At 73.1% G+C, this 22,419-nt stretch carries 20 protein-coding genes; 13 read left to right on the top strand and 7 right to left on the bottom strand.

Features of this window, described 5'->3' with window-relative positions; genetic code table 11:
• Window positions 1-54: 54 nt before the first annotated feature.
• The 5 genes from ACQP10_RS03115 to ACQP10_RS03095 form a co-directional block, all read right to left on the bottom strand.
• Window positions 55-996, bottom strand: a complete 942-nt coding sequence (locus ACQP10_RS03115; protein ID WP_346017839.1) for a hypothetical protein — start codon at window positions 994-996, stop codon at window positions 55-57.
• A 147-nt stretch (window positions 997-1,143) separates the two neighbouring features.
• Entirely contained in the window at window positions 1,144-2,097 is a 954-nt protein-coding gene (gene nuoH, locus ACQP10_RS03110) for an NADH-quinone oxidoreductase subunit NuoH (protein ID WP_346017840.1), read from the bottom strand.
• A gap of 361 nt (window positions 2,098-2,458) precedes the next feature.
• Window positions 2,459-3,076: an NADH-quinone oxidoreductase subunit C gene (locus tag ACQP10_RS03105; protein WP_399498924.1), complete on the bottom strand. Its 618-nt coding sequence runs from the start codon at window positions 3,074-3,076 to the stop codon at window positions 2,459-2,461.
• Complete coding sequence (locus ACQP10_RS03100) at window positions 3,069-3,566, bottom strand: NADH-quinone oxidoreductase subunit B (protein ID WP_179820297.1); 498 nt, start codon at window positions 3,564-3,566, stop codon at window positions 3,069-3,071. Before ACQP10_RS03100 ends, ACQP10_RS03105 begins: the two co-directional genes overlap by 8 nt.
• A gap of 118 nt (window positions 3,567-3,684) precedes the next feature.
• The gene (locus tag ACQP10_RS03095) at window positions 3,685-4,065 is read right to left on the bottom strand and encodes an NADH-quinone oxidoreductase subunit A (protein WP_346017842.1); all 381 of its coding nucleotides are present in this window, start codon (window positions 4,063-4,065) and stop codon (window positions 3,685-3,687) included.
• A gap of 277 nt (window positions 4,066-4,342) precedes the next feature.
• Between ACQP10_RS03095 and ACQP10_RS03090 the strand changes: the two genes are divergently transcribed.
• The 10 genes from ACQP10_RS03090 (at window position 4,343) to ACQP10_RS03045 (ending at window position 17,260) form a co-directional block, all read left to right on the top strand.
• Window positions 4,343-5,851, top strand: coding sequence for a polysaccharide deacetylase family protein (locus ACQP10_RS03090; protein ID WP_399498922.1), 1,509 nt, complete (start codon window positions 4,343-4,345; stop codon window positions 5,849-5,851).
• 383 nt (window positions 5,852-6,234) lie between these two features.
• Window positions 6,235-8,088: a 2-oxoacid:acceptor oxidoreductase subunit alpha gene (locus tag ACQP10_RS03085; RefSeq protein WP_346017844.1), complete on the top strand. Its 1,854-nt coding sequence runs from the start codon at window positions 6,235-6,237 to the stop codon at window positions 8,086-8,088.
• Window positions 8,081-9,130: a 2-oxoacid:ferredoxin oxidoreductase subunit beta gene (locus ACQP10_RS03080; protein ID WP_179820304.1), complete on the top strand. Its 1,050-nt coding sequence runs from the start codon at window positions 8,081-8,083 to the stop codon at window positions 9,128-9,130. Before ACQP10_RS03085 ends, ACQP10_RS03080 begins: the two co-directional genes overlap by 8 nt.
• Before the next feature lie 400 nt (window positions 9,131-9,530).
• Window positions 9,531-10,451, top strand: a complete 921-nt coding sequence (locus ACQP10_RS03075; RefSeq protein WP_433540841.1) for an NAD-dependent epimerase/dehydratase family protein — start codon at window positions 9,531-9,533, stop codon at window positions 10,449-10,451.
• A 207-nt stretch (window positions 10,452-10,658) separates the two neighbouring features.
• The gene (locus ACQP10_RS03070; protein ID WP_433540840.1) at window positions 10,659-11,360 is read left to right on the top strand and encodes a polysaccharide deacetylase family protein; all 702 of its coding nucleotides are present in this window, start codon (window positions 10,659-10,661) and stop codon (window positions 11,358-11,360) included.
• Window positions 11,361-11,561: 201 nt separating this feature from the next.
• Window positions 11,562-12,485: a glycosyltransferase family 2 protein gene (locus ACQP10_RS03065; protein ID WP_433540839.1), complete on the top strand. Its 924-nt coding sequence runs from the start codon at window positions 11,562-11,564 to the stop codon at window positions 12,483-12,485.
• 22 nt (window positions 12,486-12,507) lie between these two features.
• Window positions 12,508-13,608 carry a GNAT family N-acetyltransferase gene (locus tag ACQP10_RS03060; protein WP_433540838.1) on the top strand — a complete coding sequence of 367 codons (1,101 nt, stop codon included), beginning with the start codon at window positions 12,508-12,510 and terminating at the stop codon, window positions 13,606-13,608.
• A 137-nt stretch (window positions 13,609-13,745) separates the two neighbouring features.
• Window positions 13,746-15,152, top strand: coding sequence for a nucleotide sugar dehydrogenase (locus tag ACQP10_RS03055; RefSeq protein ID WP_346017849.1), 1,407 nt, complete (start codon window positions 13,746-13,748; stop codon window positions 15,150-15,152).
• Window positions 15,142-16,338 (top strand): glycosyltransferase family 4 protein, encoded by a 1,197-nt coding sequence (locus ACQP10_RS03050; RefSeq protein WP_346017850.1) that lies wholly within the window; start codon window positions 15,142-15,144, stop codon window positions 16,336-16,338. Before ACQP10_RS03055 ends, ACQP10_RS03050 begins: the two co-directional genes overlap by 11 nt.
• A 163-nt stretch (window positions 16,339-16,501) precedes the next feature.
• Window positions 16,502-17,260 (top strand): methyltransferase domain-containing protein, encoded by a 759-nt coding sequence (locus tag ACQP10_RS03045; protein WP_433540837.1) that lies wholly within the window; start codon window positions 16,502-16,504, stop codon window positions 17,258-17,260.
• A 178-nt stretch (window positions 17,261-17,438) separates the two neighbouring features.
• Here the strand turns inward: ACQP10_RS03045 and ACQP10_RS03040 are convergent, their stop codons facing one another.
• Together ACQP10_RS03040 and ACQP10_RS03035 are read right to left on the bottom strand one after the other, a co-directional pair.
• Window positions 17,439-17,807 carry a hypothetical protein gene (locus ACQP10_RS03040; protein ID WP_433540836.1) on the bottom strand — a complete coding sequence of 123 codons (369 nt, stop codon included), beginning with the start codon at window positions 17,805-17,807 and terminating at the stop codon, window positions 17,439-17,441.
• Window positions 17,795-18,418: a glycosyltransferase gene (locus tag ACQP10_RS03035; protein WP_433540835.1), complete on the bottom strand. Its 624-nt coding sequence runs from the start codon at window positions 18,416-18,418 to the stop codon at window positions 17,795-17,797. Before ACQP10_RS03035 ends, ACQP10_RS03040 begins: the two co-directional genes overlap by 13 nt.
• A gap of 49 nt (window positions 18,419-18,467) precedes the next feature.
• Here ACQP10_RS03035 and ACQP10_RS03030 point away from each other — a divergent pair, with 49 nt between their 5' ends.
• The 3 genes from ACQP10_RS03030 to ACQP10_RS03020 all read left to right on the top strand — a co-directional run bounded on the left by ACQP10_RS03030 (window position 18,468) and on the right by ACQP10_RS03020 (window position 22,339).
• On the top strand, window positions 18,468-19,031 hold the full coding sequence (locus tag ACQP10_RS03030) for a dTDP-4-dehydrorhamnose 3,5-epimerase family protein (RefSeq protein ID WP_399498912.1): 564 nt from the start codon (window positions 18,468-18,470) through the stop codon (window positions 19,029-19,031).
• 8 nt (window positions 19,032-19,039) lie between these two features.
• On the top strand, window positions 19,040-19,963 hold the full coding sequence (locus ACQP10_RS03025; RefSeq protein ID WP_399498911.1) for a right-handed parallel beta-helix repeat-containing protein: 924 nt from the start codon (window positions 19,040-19,042) through the stop codon (window positions 19,961-19,963).
• Between the two features lie 303 nt (window positions 19,964-20,266).
• The gene (locus ACQP10_RS03020) at window positions 20,267-22,339 is read left to right on the top strand and encodes a DUF4082 domain-containing protein (protein ID WP_399498910.1); all 2,073 of its coding nucleotides are present in this window, start codon (window positions 20,267-20,269) and stop codon (window positions 22,337-22,339) included.
• Window positions 22,340-22,419: the final 80 nt, after the last annotated feature.

Here is a 22,419-nt window from a genome sequence, read left to right as displayed (position 1 = left end):
CCACCGGCGGCGACCCCGGGGCGGCCGGAGGCCGGTCGGCGGGCCGGTTCCGGATCAGGGCACCGCGTCCCCGACCCGGCTCGTCAGGTCGAGGTACTCCTCGCGGCTCAGCGTCCGGGTCTCCAGCTCCAGCCCGTTCCGTACGGCGAAGCGGCGCGCCGCCTCCGGGTCCCAGTGCCCCGGCAGGTGGAACCGGCCCTCCCCGACGATCAGCCCGGTCATCCCGGGGTCGGCCGAGTAGAGAAGCAGCCGGTCGGCCTCGATCTCGCGGGTTCTGCGCTCGGTCTCCAGCAGCAGCCGGTCGTGCACCACCACGAGCCGGCAGTGCGGTTTGCCCTGCCGCTGCAGCTCGCGGCTGTCGGCGGTCTGCCTGCGGGCCCGCCGCCTGCCGATCCCGACCAGGAAGACGGCGGCGGCGCCGGTGGCGGTCAGCCCGGCCAGCACCAGGGAGGTGATCCCGAGCGTGTCCATGCCCCGGGTGACGTCGGTGAAGTTCGCCATGTTGAGGACGACGAGGGTGGCGAAGGCGGCGCCGTAGGCGAGCACCAGCCACATCAGCGCGTACAGGAGCTGTTCGCGCCACCAGACCTTCGCCGGCCCCTTGGGGGGCCGCAGGCTCCGCGGGCCGGGGACGCGCAGCCGCGGCAGGGCCGGGGGCGGCATGCGCCAGCCCACCATGCACCACCCCGGCGACCGGCGGGCGAGCGCGACACGGGCCTCCTCGCCGGTGGCGAACCGTCGCTCCTCGAACGTCAGGCCGTGCCGCCGGGCGAACGCCTCCAGATAGGCGCGCGAACGGGAACCGGGGGCCTGCATGATCACCAGGCCGGACTCGTCGAGCAGCGCCAGGCCGTACCTGGTCCTGCTCCGGCCCGGGTAGTCGAAGAACAGCAGCGTGCACACCCGGGCGCCGCCCGCGAGCGGCAGCCGTACCGGCGGGTGTTCCGGCACCTCGACGACGAGGTCGTCATGGTCCACGGCGAGTGCGAGGGTCATCGGTTCCGTCCTATGGCCGTGCTGTCTCACATGCGGGTCCTCCTCCTGCCCAGCGTGCACGTTTTGAAATCCCGGAGGCCGTATCCGGCGGCGCGACACGTGGCCGGAACCGGACACGACGGCCGGGGGCCGCCGGACGCACCGGGATCAGCCCGCCAGGACACGGACGATCCCGGTCAGCGCGAGCTGGACCAGCGCCAGCGGCACCAGTCCCACCCAGGCGAGTCTCTGGAGCTGGTCCTCGCGCAGCCGGGGGTAGCTCACCCGGACCCAGATGACCACGAAGACCAGGGCGGCCACCTTCAGGAGCGTCCAGACCGGCCCGGGGAGGAGCGGGCCGTGCCAGCCGCCCAGGAACAGGACCGTGGTCAGCGCGGACAGCACGATGATCCCGGCGTACTCGGCCAGCATGAACAGGGCGAACCGCATGCCGGTGTACTCGGTCATCGGGCCCATGATGATCTCGGACTCGGCGATCGGCATGTCGAACGGCGGGCGGCGCAGCTCCGCGAGCCCTGCGGTGAAGAAGACGACCGCGCCGATCGCCTGCCAGGGCAGCCACCACCACCGCCACGCCTCCACGATGCCCGGCAGGGAGAGGGTCCCGGCGGCCATCGCGACGCTGGAGGCGGCCAGGACCAGCGGGAGCTCGTAGGACACGAGCTGGGCGGCCGAGCGGATGCCGCCGAGCACCGAGTACTTGTTGCCGGATGCCCAGCCGGCCATGATCGAGCCGAGCACGCCGATTCCCATCACGGCGAGGACGAAGAACAGCCCGGCGTCGAGGTCCACCCCGACCAGGCCGGGGCCGACCGGGACGACCACCAGCACCACGAGGTACGGGATCAGCGCCACCGCGGGGGCCAGGGCGAACACCCGGCGGTCGGCGGCGGCCGGGACGATCTCCTCCTTCTGCGCGAACTTGACCCCGTCGGCGATCAGCTGCGCCCAGCCGTGGAAGCCCCCGGCGCGCATCGGGCCCAGGCGCGCCTGCATGTGGGCCATGACCTTGTGCTCGGCCTGCCCGGCGATCAGCGGGAGCACCAGGAACGCCGCCACGATCACGGCCAGCCGGACGGCGACGTCGAGCACCACGGCCATAACGCCTCCCAACGCCGTGCCCCGGGGGGGCCGGGACCCGGACCTCTCGGCCGCCGCGCCCACGGGCGGGGGCGGCCGGGTCTGCCGGTCTCCCGGTCATCATGCCCCGGCCGGGCCCGCGGCATCCCCGCCCACCGCCGCGAGAATCACGCCCGTCGCGGGATTCCCGGCCCCCGCGGCGTCCGAACCCACCGCGGCGGACTGATCCATCGTGGCGTTCGAACTCACCGCGGCGGACAGACCACTGCGGCGTCCGGATCCATCGTGGTGGACGGATCACCGCGGCGGACAGATCACCGCGGCGGACGGATCACCGCGGCCCGGTCCCGGCCGCGTGCCGTCCCCGGTCACCGCTCCTCGGTTACCGCTCCTCGGCGTCGCGCCCCCAGCCGGCGGCGGGCACGCCGGGCGGGAGCGTCTTGCGGCGGCTCGGCGATCCGTGGCCGGACTCGCCCGGCTCCTTGGCGCCGGGCCACGCCTTGGCGACCCGGGCGGCCAGCACGAAGTCCTTGCGCAGCGGGTGCCCCTCGAAGCCCTCGGGCAGCAGCAGCGGCACCAGGTTGGGGTGGCCCTCGAAGACCACGCCGAACATCTCGAAGGTCTCGCGCTCGTGCCAGTCGGCGCCCCGGAACACGCCGACCGCGCTGGGCAGGCGGGGGTCGGCGCGCGGCACCCGGGTGCGGGGCAGCAGGTGGGCGCGGGTCACGGGGTCGTAGAGGTGGGCGACCACCGAGAAGGCGTCGGGCGGCTCGTCCACGCCGGTCAGCCAGTCGAAGAACACGTATCCCCGGTCGCGGGCGAACTCCAGCAGGTCGGTCCAGTCGCCCGGCGGGACGTCGGCGGTGATCTCACCGAAGGACTCCGACACCTGGACGCGCTCGCCGTACCGGGCGAGGAGGGCGTCCCGGACGGGGGTCGCGGACCCGGCCTCGGTCGCGGGGCGCGCGGGCGGCTCGGGGATCGGGGGCTGCTCAGACATACCGGTCACCCAGGTTCTCGGCGGCGATCTTCTCCTGGAGCATCATGATCCCGTGCAGCAGCGCCTCGGGCCGGGGCGGACAGCCCGGGACGTAGACGTCCACCGGGATGATCTGGTCGACGCCCTTGGTGACGCAGTAGGAGTCCCAGTACGGCCCGCCCGAGTTGGAGCACGCACCGAAGGAGATCACGTACTTCGGGTCGGGCATCTGCTCGTACAGCCGCTTGACCGCCGGCGCCATCTTGTCGGTCACCGTGCCCGAGACGATCATCAGGTCGGCCTGGCGGGGGCCGTTGGCGAACGGGATGACCCCGAACCTGATGAAGTCGTGCCTGCTCATCGAGGTCGCGATGAACTCGATGGCGCAGCAGGCCAGACCGAAGTTGAACGCCCACAGCGAGTAGCGCCGGCCCCAGTTGAGGACGAAGCGCATGGGCTTGGGAGCCAGCCGGGAGACCGGCCCCACGGTGGGCATCGGGAGATCAGCCATGTGATGCATTCTCCCTTCCGTGTCGGTCGGCCGGGGCCGTGGGACCCTCGGCGGGGCCGGGCGCCGTTTCCCGGTGCGGGCTCCGGCGGGCCGGACCGTCCCGCGCGGCGCCGGGTTGTCAGGCCCAGGTCAGGACGCGTTTGCGCCAGCCGTACAGGATGCCGAGCGCGATGAACCCCAGGAAGACGAACATCTCCACCAGCGTCGTCATTCCGAACCCGGGGGCGGCGAAGACCGTCGCCCAGGGGAAGAGGAAGACCGCGTCCACCGCGAAGATCACGTAGAGGTAGGTGAAGACGTAGTAGCGGACCTGGGACTGCGCCCAGCCCTCGCCCACCGGGTCGACGCCGCACTCGTAGGTCGCCAGCTTTTCGGGGGTCGGCCGGGCGGGCCTGAGCATCCGGTTGGCGAACAGCGCCCCGGCGACGATCGCCACCCCGACCACGAGCAGGGCGAGGACCGCGGCGTAGGAGCCGAGATACCCGAGAGACACGGTCACGACCTCCCTTTCCGTCGCCGGCGCGCACGGCGGAGTCCCGCCGCGCACGCCCCTCGAACCGCCCCCGGAGCCCGCGTCGATCCTCCCGCGCGGCTTCCTTCCGACCGGCTTCGGAGCCCGCGGCGGTCCCGCGTGCACGCCCCTTCTGACCAGCTATATCAGCATCCGCGGCACCGGTCACCCCATGGGGGACCCAAACCTTCTCACGATCAAAACCTCTCCGCCATTAACCCCAAAAAACGGCAAATAGCCACTTATCGCCCCTAGCCTGGCACCCATGCCCAGTCTGCGACTCACCGGAGGAATCGCGCTGATCGTCGCTTCCGCGGCGGGTTGCGGCGTGGTCTCCTCCGACACCGAGGCCCCCCTCCGCTCGGAGCCCACGATGGTCGACTACGTGGCCCCCACCGCCGTGCGGGGGCTCGACGTCCGTACCGTCTCCCGGCGCGACCCCGGTAGGCCGGAGGTGCACGCCGCCTACCCCTCGGTCGCGGACGCCCCCCGCCTCACCGAGGAGCTCCGGCGTACGGTGGCCGCGCAGCTCGACCTGTTCGACCGGAGCGTGCGGGAGGATCGCAAGGGCACCGCGGGACAGTCGCCCCGCGCCGAGTTCAACGTGGACTGGCAGCTCACCGCCGCCTCGGAAGAGGTGCTCGGCGTACGGCTGCGCACCGGCGAGTCCGCCGGCGGCGGCTGGACGGAGACCCGCACCACCGTCTGGTACGACCGGGTGGACAAGCGCGCCGTGGACTCCGCCGGCCTTCTCAGGGACCGCGCGGCCCTGACCGAGCTGGCCAGGCTCGCCAGGCGGAGCCTGCTGTCCCGGGGAGCGGCGGCGAACCCGCAGGCGGTCACCCCGGACCCGAAGATCTTCGACTCCATCGCCTTCAACATGCACGGCGACCTCGTCGTGGAGTTCGACGACTCGCAGGTCGGGCCGGGCTTCCTCGGCCGGGTCGCGGTGGCCGTGCCGGCCGGGACCGCCGGGCCGATGCTGTCGCCGACCGGGCTGCGGGCGCAGCGGGCGGTCGTCGAGGAGGCGGGCAGGCGGGCCACGGCGCCGCCGCCCTCCTCCCTGGAGGAGCCGAACGCCGACCGGCCGAAGGCGACCAGCTCGCGCGGCGGCGACGTCGACTGCGCGAAGGCCAAGTGCGTCGCGCTGACCTACGACGACGGCCCCGGAACCGGCACCGCCGGGGTGCTGGACGCCCTCGCCGCGCAGGGGGCGAGGGCCACCTTCTTCTGCGTCGGCTCCAGCGCGGTGGCCCGCCCCGACCTGCTCCGGCGCATGACGGCCGAGGGACATCTGGTCGCCGGTCACACCTGGTCGCACCGCGACCTGAGCGCCATGTCCCGGAACATGATCATCGACCAGCTCGTCCGGGGCCGGGACGCGGTCGCCCAGGCCGCCGGGCAGGTGCCCACGCTGGTGCGCCCGCCGTACGGCAGGGTCGGCGACCAGATCACCGCCGCCGCCCGCGAGCTGGGCATGCCGGTGGTCCGGTGGAGCGTCGACACCGGCGACCTCGACGGCCACGCCCCCGCGGACGTCGCCGCGCGGGCCGTCGCGGGGGCCGCGCGCGGCGCGATCATCCTCATGCACGACACGGGCGAATCGGCCGCCGAGGCCACGGCCGAGGTCCTGCGGCGTCTCAAGGCCGAGGGTTACACCTTCGTCACCGTCCCCGAGCTGTACGGCTCGCAGGGGATGCGGCCGGGCGCGGTCTACGACTCCGCCGAGTCCGGCGAGCGCGCCCGGACCCTCGACAAGCAGACGATGCTCTGACCGGGCTCTGACCGGGCTCTGACCGGCGCCGGGGCCGACGCCACGGGGAGATGGCTACGGGGGAGAAGGTTCCGGCTTAGGCGGGACATATAGTTGAGGATCGTGACCACAACCGTCCTCTTCGGCCGCCTGCACGTCGACCTGTGCCGGATCGCCGCCGGGCTGTGTCGGGCAGGTCGCCCGCGGTCGTGACCGTCCCCCAGGCCCTTCACGACCCCCTCCGAAGCCCGACTCCGCGACCCGCAGAGGACGTGTGACGCGAGCACGCGCCTTTCCACCGTGTGGAACGCGGAACACCCGAAGCGTGACCCCGAGGGATCTAGCATGGAAAGAAAAACGTGCCACCAGCGACGGCGCCCCATCGCGTCGAGGAGGACCGAGCTGTGACCAAGCAGGTTCAGCAACTCGACCGCGTGATCATACGCTTCGCCGGAGACTCCGGCGACGGCATGCAGCTCACCGGTGATCGCTTCACGGCCGGGACGGCGGAGTTCGGCAACGACCTGTCGACCCTGCCCAACTTCCCCGCCGAGATCCGCGCCCCCGCAGGGACCCTGCCGGGCGTGTCGAGTTTCCAGCTTCACTTCGCCGACCACGACATCCTCACGCCCGGCGACGCGCCGAACGTCCTGGTCGCGATGAACCCCGCGGCGTTGAAGGCAAACCTGTCCGACCTGCCGCGCGGTGGCGACATCATCGCCAACACCGACGAGTTCACCAAGCGCAACCTCCAGAAGGTCGGCTACACCGCCAACCCGCTGGAGGACGACTCGCTGGCCGAGTGGCGGGTCCACGCGGTGCCGCTGACGTCCCTGACGGTCAAGGCCCTGGAGGGCTTCGACCTGTCCAAGAAGGACGCCGAGCGCTCCAAGAACATGTTCGCCCTGGGCCTGCTGAGCTGGCTGTACCACCGGCCGACCGAGGCGACAATCCAGTTCCTGGAGACCAAGTTCGCCAAGAAGCCCGACATCGCCAAGGCCAACATCGCGGCCTTCCAGGCGGGCTGGAACTACGGTGAGACCACCGAGTCGTTCTCGGTGTCCTACGAGGTCAAGCCGGCCAAGCTGGCCCCGGGCGTCTACCGCAACATCTCCGGCAACCAGGCCCTGGCCTACGGCCTGATCGCCGCCTCGGTGCGGTCGAAGCTGCCGCTGTTCCTCGGCTCGTACCCGATCACGCCGGCCAGCGACATCCTGCACGAGCTGTCGAAGCACAAGCGGTTCGGCATCCGCACCTTCCAGGCCGAGGACGAGATCGCCGGTGTCGGCGCCGCGCTCGGGGCGGCGTTCGGCGGGGCACTGGGCGTGACCACCACCTCCGGGCCCGGCGTGGCGCTGAAGGCCGAGACCGTCGGCCTGGCGGTGACCACGGAGCTGCCGCTGGTCGTGGTCGACGTGCAGCGGGCCGGCCCGTCCACCGGCATGCCGACCAAGACCGAGCAGACCGACCTGCTGATGGCGATGTACGGCCGCAACGGCGAGTCGCCGGTGCCGATCGTGGCGCCGGCCACCCCGTCCGACTGCTTCGACGCGGCCGTCGAGGCGGCCCGGATCGCGGTGAAGTACCGCACCCCGGTCATGCTGCTGTCGGACGGCTACCTCGCCAACGGCTCCGAGCCGTGGAAGGTGCCGAGCGCGGCCGAGCTGCCCGACATCTCCGTCGACTTCGCCACCGCGCCGAACGGCGAGGACGGCACGACGTTCCTGCCCTTCGCCCGCGACCCGGAGACCCTGGCCCGCCCGTGGGCGATCCCGGGCACCGCGGGGCTGGAGCACCGGATCGGCGGCATCGAGAAGGCCGAGGGCACCGGCAACATCTCCTACGACCCGAACAACCACGACAAGATGGTCCGGCTGCGCCAGGCCAAGATCGACGGCATCGCCGCCGACATCCCGGAGCTGGAGGTCGACGACCCCGACGGCGACGCCCGGGTGCTGGTGCTGGGCTGGGGCTCCACCTACGGCCCGATCGCCGCGGCGGTGCGGCGGATCAGGAAGTCCGGCGGCAAGGTCGCCCAGGCCCACCTGCGCCACCTCAACCCGCTGCCCGCCAACACCGGCGAGGTGCTGCGTTCCTACGACAAGGTGCTCCTTCCGGAGATCAACCTCGGCCAGCTGGCGCTGCTGCTGCGCGCCCGCTTCCTGGTCGACGTCATCAGCTACAACCGCGTGCGCGGGCTTCCGTTCAAGGCCGAGGAGCTGGCGAGCGTGATCCAGGATGTGATCGACAGTGAGTGACCTCATCACCAACGGCAGGGGCCTGTCCCTCGTCCCCAAGTCCGACGTCGCGCTGGGCATGAAGGACTTCAAGTCCGACCAGGAGGTCCGCTGGTGCCCCGGCTGCGGCGACTACGCCATCCTCGCCGCGGTCCAGTCCTTCGTGCCGGAGCTGGGCCTCAAGCGCGAGAACATGGTGTTCGTCTCGGGCATCGGCTGCTCGTCGCGGTTCCCGTACTACATGAACACCTACGGGTTCCACTCGATCCACGGCCGCGCCCCGGCGATCGCCACCGGCCTGGCCGCCTCCCGGCCGGACCTCAGCGTGTGGGTGATCACCGGTGACGGCGACTCGCTGTCCATCGGCGGCAACCACCTGATCCACGCGCTGCGCCGCAACGTCAACCTCAACATCCTGCTGTTCAACAACCGGATCTACGGGCTGACCAAGGGCCAGTACTCCCCGACCTCCGAGGTCGGCAAGGTCACCAAGTCCACGCCGATGGGGTCGCTGGACAAGCCGTTCAACCCGGTGTCGCTGGCGCTCGGCGCGGAGGCGTCGTTCGTGGCCCGCACCATCGACTCCGACCGCAAGCACCTGCAGTCGGTGCTGCGCCAGGCCGCCGAGCACCGCGGCACCTCCCTGGTGGAGATCTACCAGAACTGCAACATCTTCAACGACGGCGCCTTCGAACAGCTCAAGGACCCGGCGCAGCGCGACGAGATCACGCTGCGGCTGGAGCACGGGCAGCCCATCGTCTCGGCCACCAAGGCGGTCCGCCGCTCGGCCGACGGCGGCATCGAGGTCGTCGCCCGCTCGGAGGTGCGCGAGGAGGAGATCCTCGTGCACGACGCCCACCGCGCCGACCCGACGCTGGCCTTCGCGCTGTCGCGGCTGGACGAGCCGGCGTTCGAGCACGTGCCGATCGGCGTGTTCCGCAACGTCGACCGCCCGAGCTACGACGAGCTGATGGCCGCGCAGCTGGAGGAGGCCACCGCCCAGCGCGGCGCCGGTGACCTGGACGAACTGCTGCTCGCCGGGGACACCTGGCGCATCGGCTGACCGCGCCTGGCGCACGGACCGCTCCGGAGCCCGGAGCGAACGAAAGAAGGCACGGCCACGGGGCCGCTCCCACGCGGGGGCGGCCCCGTGGCTTTCTCACCGAAGAACCAGGGAGAACTTCCCGATACATCGGTTATCGGGTACATCGTCGGGTCGGTTGCGGTATGAAACGCCTGTGCCCTCCGAGGCCCGGCCGGAGCGTCCGGCGGCGCCGTCATCGACACCTGGGAGAACGCCCATGCCGACCGCCCCGGAATCCGAACGGCCGAGCGGGCCCGAGCGGAAGGGCTTCGGAGGTCCTGGGGGCTTCCCGGGCTTCGACGGCTCCGGTGGTTCCGGGGACTTCACGGGTTCCGGGGGTCCCGAAGGCTCCGAGGCCTCTGGCTGGCACGGCCGCCGCGTGCTGGTGACGGGCGCCACCGGGTTCATCGGGGCCCGCCTGGTGGGACGCCTGGCCGCCCTCGGCGCGCGGGTGCACGCGGTCAGCCGCAGACCCGGCCGGGCAACCGAGTACGGCCTGGCCTGGCACGTCGCCGACGTCGGCGACACCGAGGCGGCCGGGGCGCTGGTCCGCTCCGTCCGGCCCGACGTCGTCTTCCACCTCGCCAGCGAGGTCGCCGGCACGCGTGACCCCCGGCTCGTCCCGACGATGCTCCGCGGCAACCTGGCGAGCGTGGTCAACCTGCTGACCGCGGTCGCCGAGGACCCCGGGGCGCGGGTGGTGCTGGCCGGGTCGGTGGAGGAGCTCCGCCCGGACGAGGGAGACGCCGTGCCGTCCTCCCCCTACGCGGCCGCCAAGTGGGCCGCGCGCGGTTACGCCCTGATGTTCCACCGCCTGTGGGACGTCCCCGTGACGAACCTGCGCGTCGCGATGGTCTACGGCCAGGGCGAGCGGAACCTCGCCAGGCTGGTGCCGTACATGGCGCTGTCGCTGCTGCGGGGGCGGGAGCCGGCTCTGAGCAGCGGCAAGCGTGAGATCGACTGGGTCCACGTGGACGACGTCGTCGAGGCGTTCCTGGCCGCCGCCACGACCCCGGAGGCGGCCGGCCGGAGCCTCGACGTCGGCTCGGGCACGCGGACGACCATCCGCGACACCGCCGAGCTGCTGGTCCGGATCACCGGCGGCGTGGCGCGTCCCCGCTACGGCGCGCTCCCCGACCGGCCGCTGGACAGCGCCCGGATCGCCGACATCGGTCCCACCGCCGACGTGCTCGGCTGGCGGCCCGTCATCGGACTGGAGGACGGCCTGCGCCGTACCGTCGCCTGGTACGCCGACCGGCTGCGGGCCGGCGAGTTCCAGGACGCGCCCGGCCCGTCCTGAACCACCGGGTCCGCCCTGCACCGGTCGGTCCGCCCCGCTCCGCCGGGTCCGTCCTGGTTCGGGTGACCGGCCTCGGCCGTCCCCGGTCGCGTCAGCCCGGTCGCTTCCGCCTGGGCGGGTGTCCACCGCTGTAACGGGGGACGCGGGCGGTCCCGATATCCCGGACGGAGCCGGAAGACCGCACGCCGCGCCGCCCCGCCGTCCCGCGTGGCCGAAAGACCCCGGCCGGAGAAGGGGACGCTGGTGGAGTCGGTCGTCAACCTCACGGTCCACGGCGTCGGCCCGGCCGTCCGCCCGCTCGACGAGGGCGAGGACGAGACCTGGGTCGACGTGGAACGGTTCGAGCGGGTGCTCGACGCCGTGGCGGGCCGCCCGGACGTCCGCGTCACCTTCGACGACGGCAACGCCTCCGACGTGGAGATCGCCCTCCCCCGGCTGCTCGAACGCGGTCTGACCGCGGAGTTCTTCGTGCTGGCCGGGCTCCTCGGCGAGCCGGGCAGGCTGGACGCCGACGGGGTCCGCGAGCTCGCCGCGGCGGGCATGCGGATCGGCTCGCACGGCTGGGCCCACCGCGACTGGCGGCGGCTGGACGCCCGGCAGGCGAAGGAGGAGATCGACGGCGCGAACCGCCTGCTCGGCGAGCTGGTGGGCGGGCCGGTGACGAGGGTGGCCATCCCGTTCGGGTCCTACGACCGGCGGGTGCTCGGCATGCTGAGGCGGGCCGGGGTCACCCGCGCCTACACCAGCGACGGCGGCCGGGCCCGCCCGGATTCCTGGCTCCAGGCGCGCAACAGCCTGCGGCACGACATCGACCCGGGCTGGGCGTCCCGCGTCGTGGACGGCACCCCGCCGCTGCCGCTGCGCGCCCGCCGGACGGTCGCCCGGGTGGTCAAGCGGTTCCGCGGCTGACCGGCCGCACCGGCCGGCTCAAGCGGTTCCACGGCTGACCGGCCGCACCGGCCGGCGCGGGGCCACCTCGCAGCGCCGGCAACCCCCGGCAACTCCCGGCAACCCCCAGCGCCCCCGGAGACCCTTCGGACCCTCAAGGCGTTTTCCGGCGCCCTTTTGGAACGCGGTAACGGCGTCCCGGCGCGGCACGATGAGCCGTACATGACGTCTGGTGCGCCCAGGATCGCCGTGGTGGTCGTCACCTACAACAGCGCGGAGGTCCTCCCGGGCTGCCTGCGCTCCCTCGCCGAGGGCGCACGCGGGACGCGCCTCGCGCATGTCGTCGTGGCCGACAACGCCTCCCGGGACGGCTCGCTGCGGATCGCCGGGGAGGCGACGGACCTGCCGGTCCGGACCGTCCAGCTCGGCCGCAACGCCGGGTACGCCGCCGCGGTCAACGCGGGGGTCGCGGAGCTCGACCTCGGCGCGCTCGACGCGGTGCTGGTGGTCAACCCCGACTGCCGGCTGCGGCCGGGTTCGCTGGCCCCCCTCGCCGAGGCCCTGCGGCGGCCCGGGTGCGGCATCGCCGTACCGCGGCTGGTGAACCCGGACGGCAGCCTGCAGCCCTCGCTGCGCCGTACCCCGACCGTACGGCGGGCACTGGTCGAGGCGGTGATCGGCGGCGGTCTCGCGGGCCGCATCGGCACCCTGGGCGAGCTGGTCACCGACCCGGCGGAGTACGAGCGGGCCGGTCCGGCCGCGTGGGCGACGGGCGCGGCCATGCTCGTCTCCACCGATCTCATCCGGGAGATCGGCCCGTGGGACGAGTCGTTCCTCCTCTACAGCGAGGAGACCGAGTTCGCGCTGCGCGCCGCCGACCGGGGATGGACGCTGTGGTACGAGCCGTCGTCGGTGTTCGAGCACATCGGCGGCGACTCCGGCGTCAACCCCACCCTGGCCGCGCTGCTCACCGTCAACCGGGTGCGGCTGTTCCGGCGGCGCCGGGGCTCGGCCGCCGGGTCCCTCTTCTTCGCCGCGGTCGTCCTCGGCGAGGCGGCCCGCGCGCTCGCCGGGCGCCGCACGTCGAGGGCTTCGGTCATGGCGCTGCTGCTGCCGTCACGCCGGATCCGGAAGCTCGCCGACTGACCGGCGATCGGGGGAGGCCACGATGACCGTGCCCGCGGACGCGGCGCCCGCCGCCCGGACCGTGCGAAGCGTGCGGACGGTGGGCTTCGACGCGCTCACCGCCGAGGAGCTCGACGCCTGGCATTCGCTGCGGGCGACCAACCCGCTGCTGGACAGCCCCTACTTCCACCCCGGATTCGCCGCCGCCGTGCACGCGAGCGGCTTCGAGGTACGGGTCGCCGTCGGCCGGGACGGCGGCGGCGTGGTCAGCGCCCTGCTGCCCCACCACCGCGACGGGTCGATGGCCAGGCCCGCGGGCTGGCCGGGCGCCGACTTCCAGGGGCCGGTGCTCGCGCCCGGCTCGTCCTTCCCCCCGCGGGCCCTGCTCGCCGGCGGGGTGCGCGGCTTCGCGTTCGACCATCTCGTGGAGAGCTGCGCGGATTTCGCCCCGTGGGTGGAGTCGCGGCGGGCGTCGCCGTACCTCGACGTCTCCGGGGGGCTGGAGGGGTATCTGGGCCGGGCCTCGCGCAGCGGCCGGGACAACATGGCGCAGGCCCGGCGCCGCGCGAGGCGGGCCGAGCGGGACCACGGCGCGGTGCGCTTCACCGCCGACGCGGCCGACCCGGAGATCCTCGGGCGGGTGGTGGCGCTGAAGCGGGCGCAGTACGCCGCCACCGGCGTCCGCGACCACTTCGCCGAACCGGGCCGCCGCGAGCTGCTGGAGCGGCTGCTGCGGGTGCGGGACCCCTCGTTCGGCGGGATCCTGTCCGCGGTGCACGCGGGACCGCATCTGGTCGCCGCGCATTTCGGGATCCGCTCGGGAAACGTGCTGCACTGGTGGTTCCCCGTCTACGACCCGGCCTTCGCGGGCCTGTCCCCCGGGTGGATCCTGCTGCGTGAGATCGTCGCCGCGGCCCCGGCCCTGGGCATCACCCGCGTCGACCTCGGGCGGGGGGACGACGAGTACAAGCGGCGGGCCAGGACCGGCGAGACGGTGGTGTGCCAGGGGCTGGTCACCCGGAGCGCGGCCCGGCTGGCGCTGCGGCGGGCGCGCGCCTCGGCGGTGGCCGCGGCGAAGGCGTCTCCCCTGGGCCCGGGGTTACAAAATATGACCCGAAAAATCCGTACATTAATGAGAAACTAATGCCATATGAGTCAGAGCTGCCATTTTTCACTTCGTAACGCTCGCAGAAAATCACCTGATTAGAGAACGAGCAGTGCGGGGCGCGGAAAACGCCTCCCGCCCGCGGCCGGCGGACGACCCCATGGAGGCGGTTCCCAGTGAGAATCAGCGTTTTCGGGCTCGGTTACGTCGGCTGCGTCTCCGCCGCCTGCCTCGCCTCCGCCGGGCACGAGGTGGTCGGCGTCGACGTCAATCCGCTCAAGGTCGACCTGGTCACCCGCGGCCTGGCCCCGGTCGTCGAGGAGCGCATCGGCGAGCTGACCGCGGAGGCCGTGCGGAGCGGCGCGCTGCGGGCCACGGCCGACGTCGCCGAGGCGGTCGGTTCGACCGACGTCTCGCTGGTGTGCGTGGGCACGCCGTCCGCGCCCAACGGCAGCCTGTCCACCGCCTACCTGGAGCGGGTCGCCGAGCAGATCGGCCGCGCGCTGGCCGCCGGGACACCGGCCGCCACCGAGACGTCCACCGGGACGCCCGCCGCCGTCGAGACGCCCGCCGGGACGTCCGCCCCCGAACCGCCGGCGGCCGGGGCGGGGCGGCACACCGTCGTCTTCCGCAGCACCATGCTCCCCGGCACCTGCGAGGACCTGCTCGTCCCGATCCTGGAGCGGGAGTCCGGCCTGGCCGCCGGGACCGGCTTCGGCGTGGCGGTCAACCCCGAGTTCCTCCGCGAGGGCACCAGCGTGCGCGACTTCTTCGACCCGCCCAAGACCGTCATCGGCGAACTGGACCGCGTGAGCGGCGACGTGGTCGCCGCGCTCTACGAGGGGCTGCCGGGCGAGGTGTTCCGGGTGCCGATCACGGTGGCCGAGATGACGAAGTACACCGACAACGCCTTCCACGGCCTGAAGATCAGTTTCGCGAACGAGATCGGCGCGATCTGCCAGGCGCTCGGCCTCGACTCCCACCAGGTGATGGACGTCTTCCTCGCCGACCGCAAGCTCAACGTCAGCCCGGCCTACCTGCGGCCGGGCTTCGCCTTCGGCGGCTCGTGCCTGCCCAAGGACCTGCGGGGCCTGGTGTACGCGGCCCGCCGGGCCGACGTCTCGGTGCCGCTGCTGGCGCACGTCCTGCCGTCCAACGACGACCACCTGCGCCGCGCCTTCGAGCTGGTGACCGCCGCGGGCGGCCGCCGGGTCGGGCTGTTCGGGCTGTCGTTCAAGCCGGGCACCGACGACCTGCGGGAGAGCCCCATGGTCGAGCTGGCCGAACGGCTCCTGGGCAAGGGCTATGACCTGCGCATCTACGACGCCAACGTCTCCCTGTCGCGGCTGGTGGGGGCCAACCGCGACTACATCGCCAGCAGACTGCCGCACCTGGGCGACCTGCTGAGCGGTTCCGCGGGCGAGGTGCTCGCGCACGCCGACGTCTGCGTCGTCGGGTGCAAGGACCCCGACGTGCTGGACGCGCTGGCCGGAGCCGGAGACCGCGTGATCATCGACCTCGTCCGCCTCCCCGACGCCGCCGCGCGCCGGGCACACCCTGGATACGTGGGCCTTGGCTGGTAGGAAAGCACTCATCCTCGTCGAGAACCTCTCCGTGCCGTTCGACCGCCGGGTCTGGCAGGAGAGCACCGCGCTACGCGACGCCGGCTGGGAGGTGCACGTCATCTGCCCGCGGGGCGCGAAACGGGACACCGAGCCGTACGCCGAGGTGGAGGGGGTGCGCATCCACCGCTACCCGCTGCGGGCGGCGACCGGCGGCCCGCTCGGCTACCTGCGGGAGTACGGCACGGCGCTGTGGCACACCTTCCGGCTGGCCCGGCGGGTCGGACCGGTGGACGTGGTACACGCCTGCAACCCGCCCGACCTGCTGTTCCTGGTGGCCCTGGCGATGCGGCGGCGCGGCGCCCGGTTCGTCTTCGACCAGCACGACCTGGTGCCCGAGCTGTACCTGTCGCGCTTCGGCCGCGGCGAGGACCTCCTCTACCGGGCCGTCCGCCTCCTGGAGCGGCTCACCTACCGCGCGGCCGACGTGGTCATCGCGACCAACGAGAGCTACCGCGACGTCGCGGTCCGGCGGGGCGGCAAGCGGCCGGAGCGGGTGTTCGTGGTGCGCAGCGCCCCGGTGGTCGAACGGTTCCACCAGGTCCCCGTCGAGGAGGGGCTCAGACGGGGCAGGCCGCACCTGCTGTGCTACCTCGGGGTGATGGGCCCGCAGGACGGGGTGGACTACGCGCTGCGGTCGCTGGCCCGGCTCCGCGACGAGCTGGGCCGTACGGACTGGCACGCGGTGTTCGTCGGCTCCGGCGACACCTTCGACGACATGGTGGCCCTCTCCCGCGAGCTGGGCCTGACCGACCAGGTGGAGTTCACCGGCCGGATCCCCGACGACGACCTGCTGCGCTACCTGTCCGCGGCCGACGTCTGCCTGGCGCCCGACCCGCTCAACCCGCTCAACGACGTGTCCACCATGAACAAGATCATGGAGTACATGGCGATGGCCCGCCCGGTCGTCTCCTTCGACCTGCGGGAGGCGAGGGTGTCGGCCGGGGAGGCGGCGCTGTACGCGCCGGCCAACGACGAGTCGGCGTTCGCCAAGCTCGTCGCCCGGCTGCTCGACGACCCCGGGGAGCGGCGGCGGATGGGAGAGATCGGCCGGGCCCGGGTCTCCGGCCCGCTGTCCTGGGAGCACTCCCGGACGGCGCTGCTGGCCGCCTACGAGGCCGCCCTCCCCCGGCGCGCGGGGTCGTGACCTCCGGACGGCGGAGGACACGACGCCCTGGATCCCCCGGCTCCGGACCCGCGCCGCGGAATCCCGGAGCCGGGCCCGTGCCGGAAGCCCCCGGCGCGGCGTCCGCCCCATAAGACCTCCGGCACCTGACCCGTACCGGCCTGACGACGAAGGAGTGGTCATCGTGAGCGTGCTCGTCGAGACCGTCGTGTCCCCCGAGGCCGCCCCCGTCGCGCAGGCCGTCGCCGACGCGTCGGCGGCGGTGGCGAGCGGCCTGCTGGGCGGGTTCGGGCGGGCCCACCGGTGGCTCCGCCGCGCCGCCGGACGGCTGCTCTTCGAACGCCGGTACGGCGTGCGGACCGCCGAGGTCGTGAGCCTGGAGGAGTTCGGGCTGGCCCGCCACGACCGGGTCTACTACTCGGCGGCGAACTGGCGGACGCTGCGCCGGGCGCTGCCGCGGGACGAGGTCGGCGAACGCGACGTGTTCGTCGACCTGGGGTCCGGCATGGGCCGCATGGTGCTGGAGGCCGCGTCCCGGTACCGGTTCGGGAAGGTGATCGGCGTCGAGCTGTCGGAGCAGCTCAACGACATCGCCCGGCGGAACCTCGCGACCACCCGCCTGCGCCTGCGCTGCCGGGACGTCGAGCTCGTCCGGTCGGACGCGCTCGACTACCGGATCCCCGACGACGTCAGCGTGGTGTTCCTCAACAACCCCTTCCGGGGGGAGACCTTCGAGACCGTGATCGAGCGGCTGGTCGCGAGCGTGGACCGCAACCCGCGCCGGGTCACGGTGATCTACTTCAATCCCACGGAGGAGGAGTTCCTCCTGGGCACCGGCCGTTTCCGCCCCCTGCGCACGGTGGCGTACGGGCGCGGGACCCGCCAGGAGGGCCCGTTCGGCCTGACCCGGGTCTACGCGATCACCGAGAGGCCCGATGCCTGAGCCGGCCGAGACGGGCCCGCGGAGTCCGGCCGGAGGGGCGATAGCGGCCACCGCACGGCGTGACGCGGCATTCGGGCCGGGCGGTGGGACGGGAGCGGCCACCGCACGGCGTGACGCGGCACTCGGACCGGGCGGCGGGATGGGAGCGGCCGTCGCGCGGCGCGCCGCGGTACGCGGGTCAGCGGGCCGGGCGGGAGCGGCTGCCGCCGTCCGTGCCCCACTGGACCTCGCCGCCGCGGCGGGCGCGCACCCGGGTCAGCACCCGGTCCGCGAGCAGGACGGCGAGGTAGCAGGCCGCGTCGAGCGGGCTCACCCGGCGCCCCCGCACCAGGGCGGCCAGCGAGCCGAGCCGCAGGCGGCCCTCGGCCGCGGACCGGCCCAGCGCGGCGAGCTGCCGGTTGCCGAGCCGTACCCGCACCCGCCGGTCGAGGTGCGCCGCGACGGTCGGGGCGGGCCGGACGAGGGTCCGGGCCTCGGGCACGGTCACCCGCTCGTGCGGGGCGAAGCTCCCGTGCACCCAGCCGTCGTCGGAGATCACGTCCGGCATGGGGAAGACCCTGGCGTGCCCTCGCCCGGTGAGGAGGTAGGCCCCGGCCCCGGCCAGCCCGCGCAGCGGCGCGACGAGCCGGTCGTGCACCCGGTGCACGCGCCGGGCGACCCTGCCGGTTCCGGCGAGGTCCCAGTCGGGCACCGGGGCACAGGCGAGCACCCCGGCCGGGCCGCGGCGGCGACGAGCGCGCGCACCGACGCGGCGTCCAGCTCGACGTCGGCGTCCAGGTAGAGACGGGGGAACGTACGGCAGGCCGCGTCGCCGAGCCGCAGCGCGTGGGCCTTGCCCGGGACCGGTGTCTCCAGGACCCGCACGCCCGGCCGCCGGGCGGCCCGCGCCGTACGGTCGGAGCAGGCGTTGGCCACCACCACGACGTCGAACTCGCCGGACGCCGAACCGTCGAGCAGCCGGGTCAGGCCGCCCGCGATGACGGCCTCCTCGTCGTGCGCCGGCACCACGATGCTCACCACCGGCCACCCGGCGGGGGGCGGGGAGTCCTCGCCGGCGCCGTCCGGACCGTCCGCCGGACCGTCCGCCGGGGCGTCCGCCGGGCCCGGCACCGGATCGTTCACCGGATCGTTCACCGGGTCGTTCACCTGGTCGCTCACCGGAACGCCTCCCGACCGACCGTGAAACCGCGAGAAAGGGGATGACGCCTTGAGAGTAGAGCGAACCGCCATCGACGGGGTGCTGTTGTTCGTACCGACGCCGCACCGTGACGACCGGGGGCTGTTCACCCGGACCTTCGACGCGGTCGTCGCCGAGCGGGCCGGGCTCGACCCCGCCGCGTTCGTCCAGGACAGCCAGTCACGCTCGCGCCGGGGCACGATCCGCGGCCTGCACGGCCGTTCCGGCCGGGGCGAGGCCAAGCTGGTGCGCTGCGCGCGCGGAGCCGTGCACGACGTGCTGGTGGACGCCCGTCCGGACTCGCCCACCTTCGGCGAGCGGACCTCGGTGCTGCTCGACGACGAGAGCTTCGTGACCCTCTACGTGCCGCCGGGGCTGCTGCACGGGTTCCAGGCGCTGACCGAGCAGACCGACGTGTGCTACCGCATCGACCGCGAGCACGACCCCGTCGAGGACCTGTCGGTCCGCTACGACGACCCGGCGCTGGGGATCGACTGGCCGCTTCCGGTCTCCGCGATCAGTGACCGGGATCTTTCCGCGGGATCGTGGGAACGACTCCGGGACCGGCTCCGGAGCCCGGAAGCGACGAGGTGAACGACGCGATGCGATGGGGCAGCCTGCTCGCCGCCGTCCCGGTGGCCGCCGTGACGTTGCTGGCCGGGTGCGGCGCCCCCGCACCGGCTCCTCCGGTGAGGAGCGGCGGACCCACCCCCGGACCGGTCGTGCCCACCACCGGCCCCGCTCCCGGGGCCGCCGGCCGCTGCCCCGGACACCCGACGCCGGCGTGTACGGGCGTGCCGCCGGGCGTGAAGCTCCGGACCCTGGCGCTGAACGAGGAAGGCGCCGCCTACCGCGTCACCAGGTCCGGCACCGTCCTCGAAGGTGTGCGGGTCCCCGGCGTGCTGCTCGTCCACGCCGACGACGTCACCATCAGGAACAGCCAGATCGACGGATACGTCATCAACGCCGACGGTGACAGGACCTTCCGGTTCACCATCACCGACTCGACGATCGGACCGGCCTCCGGCTGCCAGACCCTGCCCGGCATCGGCCAGGACAAGTACACCGCCCTGCGCGTCCACGTCCGCGGCCACGGCGACGGCTTCCGCGCCTCCGGCGACGACGTCACCATCCGCGACTCCTACGTCAACCTCTGCTCCAACCCCGGCGACCACTCCGACGGCATCCAGACCTACAACACCGGAAAGAACCTCACCTTCCACCACAACACCGTCGACCAACGCCACGCCAAGGACATCACCGCACCGATCTTCCTCACCGACGACCAGATCATGAACGCCACCGTCACCGACAACCTCATCATGGGCGGCACCTACAGCATCCAGCTGAGGAACGGGCGCGGGAAACTGGTCATGCGGGACAACAAGCTGGTCGACGGATCGTGGGTCTACGGACCGGTCGACTCGGAATGCGCGAAGATCGACTGGTCGGGCAACTCGCTGGTGACGATCGACGAGCAGTACCGCGTCACCTCGACCGTCGGCCCGCTGCCCTGCGCGGGCTGAGCCGGCCGGGAAAGCGGCGTGACGGCCGGAAAGCCGAACGGCATGATCACTTTTCCGGCGCCGCCTTCGATTCTCTTTCCGGTTCCGCTTCCGGTTCTGATTCCCTTTCCGGTTCCGGACCGCCGTATAACCGTTCACCGGACCGTCCGCATGGCCGTTCGCCGATCATTCCCGGACCGTTCGCAGACCAATACTCGTGAATCCGGTGCGTATCTGTGACCCCAGTCGCAACAATGTCCCCTGTGCGAGGACCAAGCGGACACATCGTCGAGCCGGGCGAGAACCGGCGCGGAGGTCACAGGAATGTCCAGTACGAGCCCCCCACGGCACGAGGGGAATAGCGAGAGCGCACCATCCGCACCATCCCGGCGGCGACCGCCGGTTCTGACGGCGGCACTGGTCGCCGTCCTCGCGGCGACGACCGCCCCGGCCGTCTGGGTCCTCACCCGTGACGGCGTCGTCTTCCGGGAGGCGTCCGCCGGGCGGCCCGCCCCCGCCGTCTTCACCCCGGCCCCCGACGCCTCCGATCCCGACCCGTCCGGCTCCGGCGCCGACTCCGGCACGCCGGGTCACGGCACCGCGGACTCCGGCTCCTCCGATTCCGGCGGCCCCGGCTCCGGCGCCGCCAAGGAGACGAGCCTGTGGCGGCCGGACGTCCCGGTGCGGGCCGGGACGCACTCCGACCGCGCGCCCGTCGAGCTCGGTACACGTTTCACCGCGGCCCGCGGCGGCTGGGCGACGGGCGTGCGGTTCTACAAGGCCCGGGGCGAACAGGGCGAGCACACCGGAAACCTGTGGGACGCCCGCGGGCGGCGGCTCGCGCGGGTCACCTTCGAGGACGAGACCGCGTCGGGCTGGCAGGAGGCCCGCTTCGCCTCACCGGTACGGCTGGCCGCCGGACGGACGTACACGGTCTCCTACCACAGCACCCACGGCACCTACGTGGGCACCAGCGGCTCCCGCCCGGCCCGCTCCGGCCCGCTGGCCACGACGCCGCACGACGCGGGCGTGTTCGGGTACGGCTCCAGCGCCTTCCCCCGGCGGTCGAACCCGAAGCGGTACAACTACTGGGTGGACGTCGTCTTCCGCTGGCGTCCCCAGACCGGGGAGCAGCGGGACACCGGGTCGTCCACCCCCCGGCCGTTCCCCGGGAAGACGACCCCGCCGCCGGACCGGGGAGGCTGGGAGGACCGGGGCTACTGGCCGGACCAGATCCCGTGGGACGGCGAGACCGCGTGGCCCGGCGACGATCCGTGGCCGGACGAGGGGCGGGGGCCGGACGACGACCGGAGCTCAGGCGAAGCCCGGCGCCCCGGTGGCGACCGGTGGCCGGGTGAGGGCCGGGGACCGGGCAGAGGCCGGTGGCCGGGCAAGGACCGGTGGCCGGGCGCCACGCCCTCCCCGTCCCCCGATCCGGGCGGAACCGCCACGTCCTCTCCGGGCGACGGTTCCGAGGCCCCGGGTGACGGCGGGACCCCCCGGCCCACGCCGACCGGAAAGGGCTCGGACGGGCCGGACGACACGCCCGGGACCGGTGGCACCGGCGGGCCCACGCTCACGCCGAAGCCGGTCCCGCCGCGCGACCCGGAGCCCGTCCCGGACGGCAGGGTGTGCGCGGGGCATCCGACGCCGGCCTGCACGGGCGTGCCGCCGGGCGCGAAGCTCCGGACCCTGGCCCTGAACGAGGACAGCGCCGCCTACCTCGTCACCGCGCGCGGCACCGTCCTCGACGGTGTGCGCGTCCCCGGTGACCTGGTGATCAACGCCGACGACGTCACGGTCAGGAACAGCCGGATCGACGGCCGGGTGATCAACGCCGACGGTGACAGGACCTTCCGGTTCACCATCACCGACTCGACGATCGGACCGGCCTCCGGCTGCCAGACCCTGCCCGGCATCGGCCAGGACAAGTACACCGCCCTGCGCGTCCACGTCCGCGGCCACGGCGACGGCTTCCGCGCCTCCGGCGACGACGTCACCATCCGCGACTCCTACGTCAACCTCTGCTCCAACCCCGGCGACCACTCCGACGGCATCCAGACCTACAACACCGGAAAGAACCTCACCTTCCACCACAACACCGTCGACCAACGCCACGCCAAGGACATCACCGCACCGATCTTCCTCACCGACGACCAGATCATGAACGCCACCGTCACCGACAACCTCATCATGGGCGGCACCTACAGCATCCAGCTCAAGAACGCCCGCGGGCGGCTGGTCGTCCACGACAACAGGCTCGTCGATCGCTCATGGGTCTACGGTCCCGTCGAGGCCGACTGCGCGAAGATCGACTGGTCGGGCAACTCACTGGTCACCATCGACCAGAACTACCGCGTCACCTCGACCGTCGCCCCACTGCCCTGCAGCGGCTGACGGCGACCTGGCGGGTTCCGGAGCCCGCTCCGCCGTACGGGCGGGTTCCTGAGCCCGCTCCGCAGTACGCCCCGCCGCGG

The sequence above is a fragment of the Streptosporangium sandarakinum genome (assembly GCF_050942225.1).
Classification (GTDB): Bacteria; Actinomycetota; Actinomycetes; order Streptosporangiales; family Streptosporangiaceae; genus Streptosporangium; species Streptosporangium nondiastaticum.
This window is presented reverse-complemented; position numbering and strand designations above follow the sequence as displayed.

Coding starts and splice junctions, on each gene's coding strand:
- ACQP10_RS03115 (WP_346017839.1), bottom strand. CDS start 996: ATGACCCTCGCACTCGCCGTGGACCATGACGACCTCGTCGTCGAGGTG.
- nuoH (WP_346017840.1), bottom strand. CDS start 2,097: ATGGCCGTGGTGCTCGACGTCGCCGTCCGGCTGGCCGTGATCGTGGCG.
- ACQP10_RS03105 (WP_399498924.1), bottom strand. CDS start 3,076: ATGTCTGAGCAGCCCCCGATCCCCGAGCCGCCCGCGCGCCCCGCGACC.
- ACQP10_RS03100 (WP_179820297.1), bottom strand. CDS start 3,566: ATGGCTGATCTCCCGATGCCCACCGTGGGGCCGGTCTCCCGGCTGGCT.
- ACQP10_RS03090 (WP_399498922.1), top strand. CDS start 4,343: ATGCCCAGTCTGCGACTCACCGGAGGAATCGCGCTGATCGTCGCTTCC.
- ACQP10_RS03065 (WP_433540839.1), top strand. CDS start 11,562: ATGACGTCTGGTGCGCCCAGGATCGCCGTGGTGGTCGTCACCTACAAC.
- ACQP10_RS03060 (WP_433540838.1), top strand. CDS start 12,508: ATGACCGTGCCCGCGGACGCGGCGCCCGCCGCCCGGACCGTGCGAAGC.
- ACQP10_RS03040 (WP_433540836.1), bottom strand. CDS start 17,807: ATGCCGGACGTGATCTCCGACGACGGCTGGGTGCACGGGAGCTTCGCC.
- ACQP10_RS03025 (WP_399498911.1), top strand. CDS start 19,040: ATGCGATGGGGCAGCCTGCTCGCCGCCGTCCCGGTGGCCGCCGTGACG.
- ACQP10_RS03020 (WP_399498910.1), top strand. CDS start 20,267: ATGTCCAGTACGAGCCCCCCACGGCACGAGGGGAATAGCGAGAGCGCA.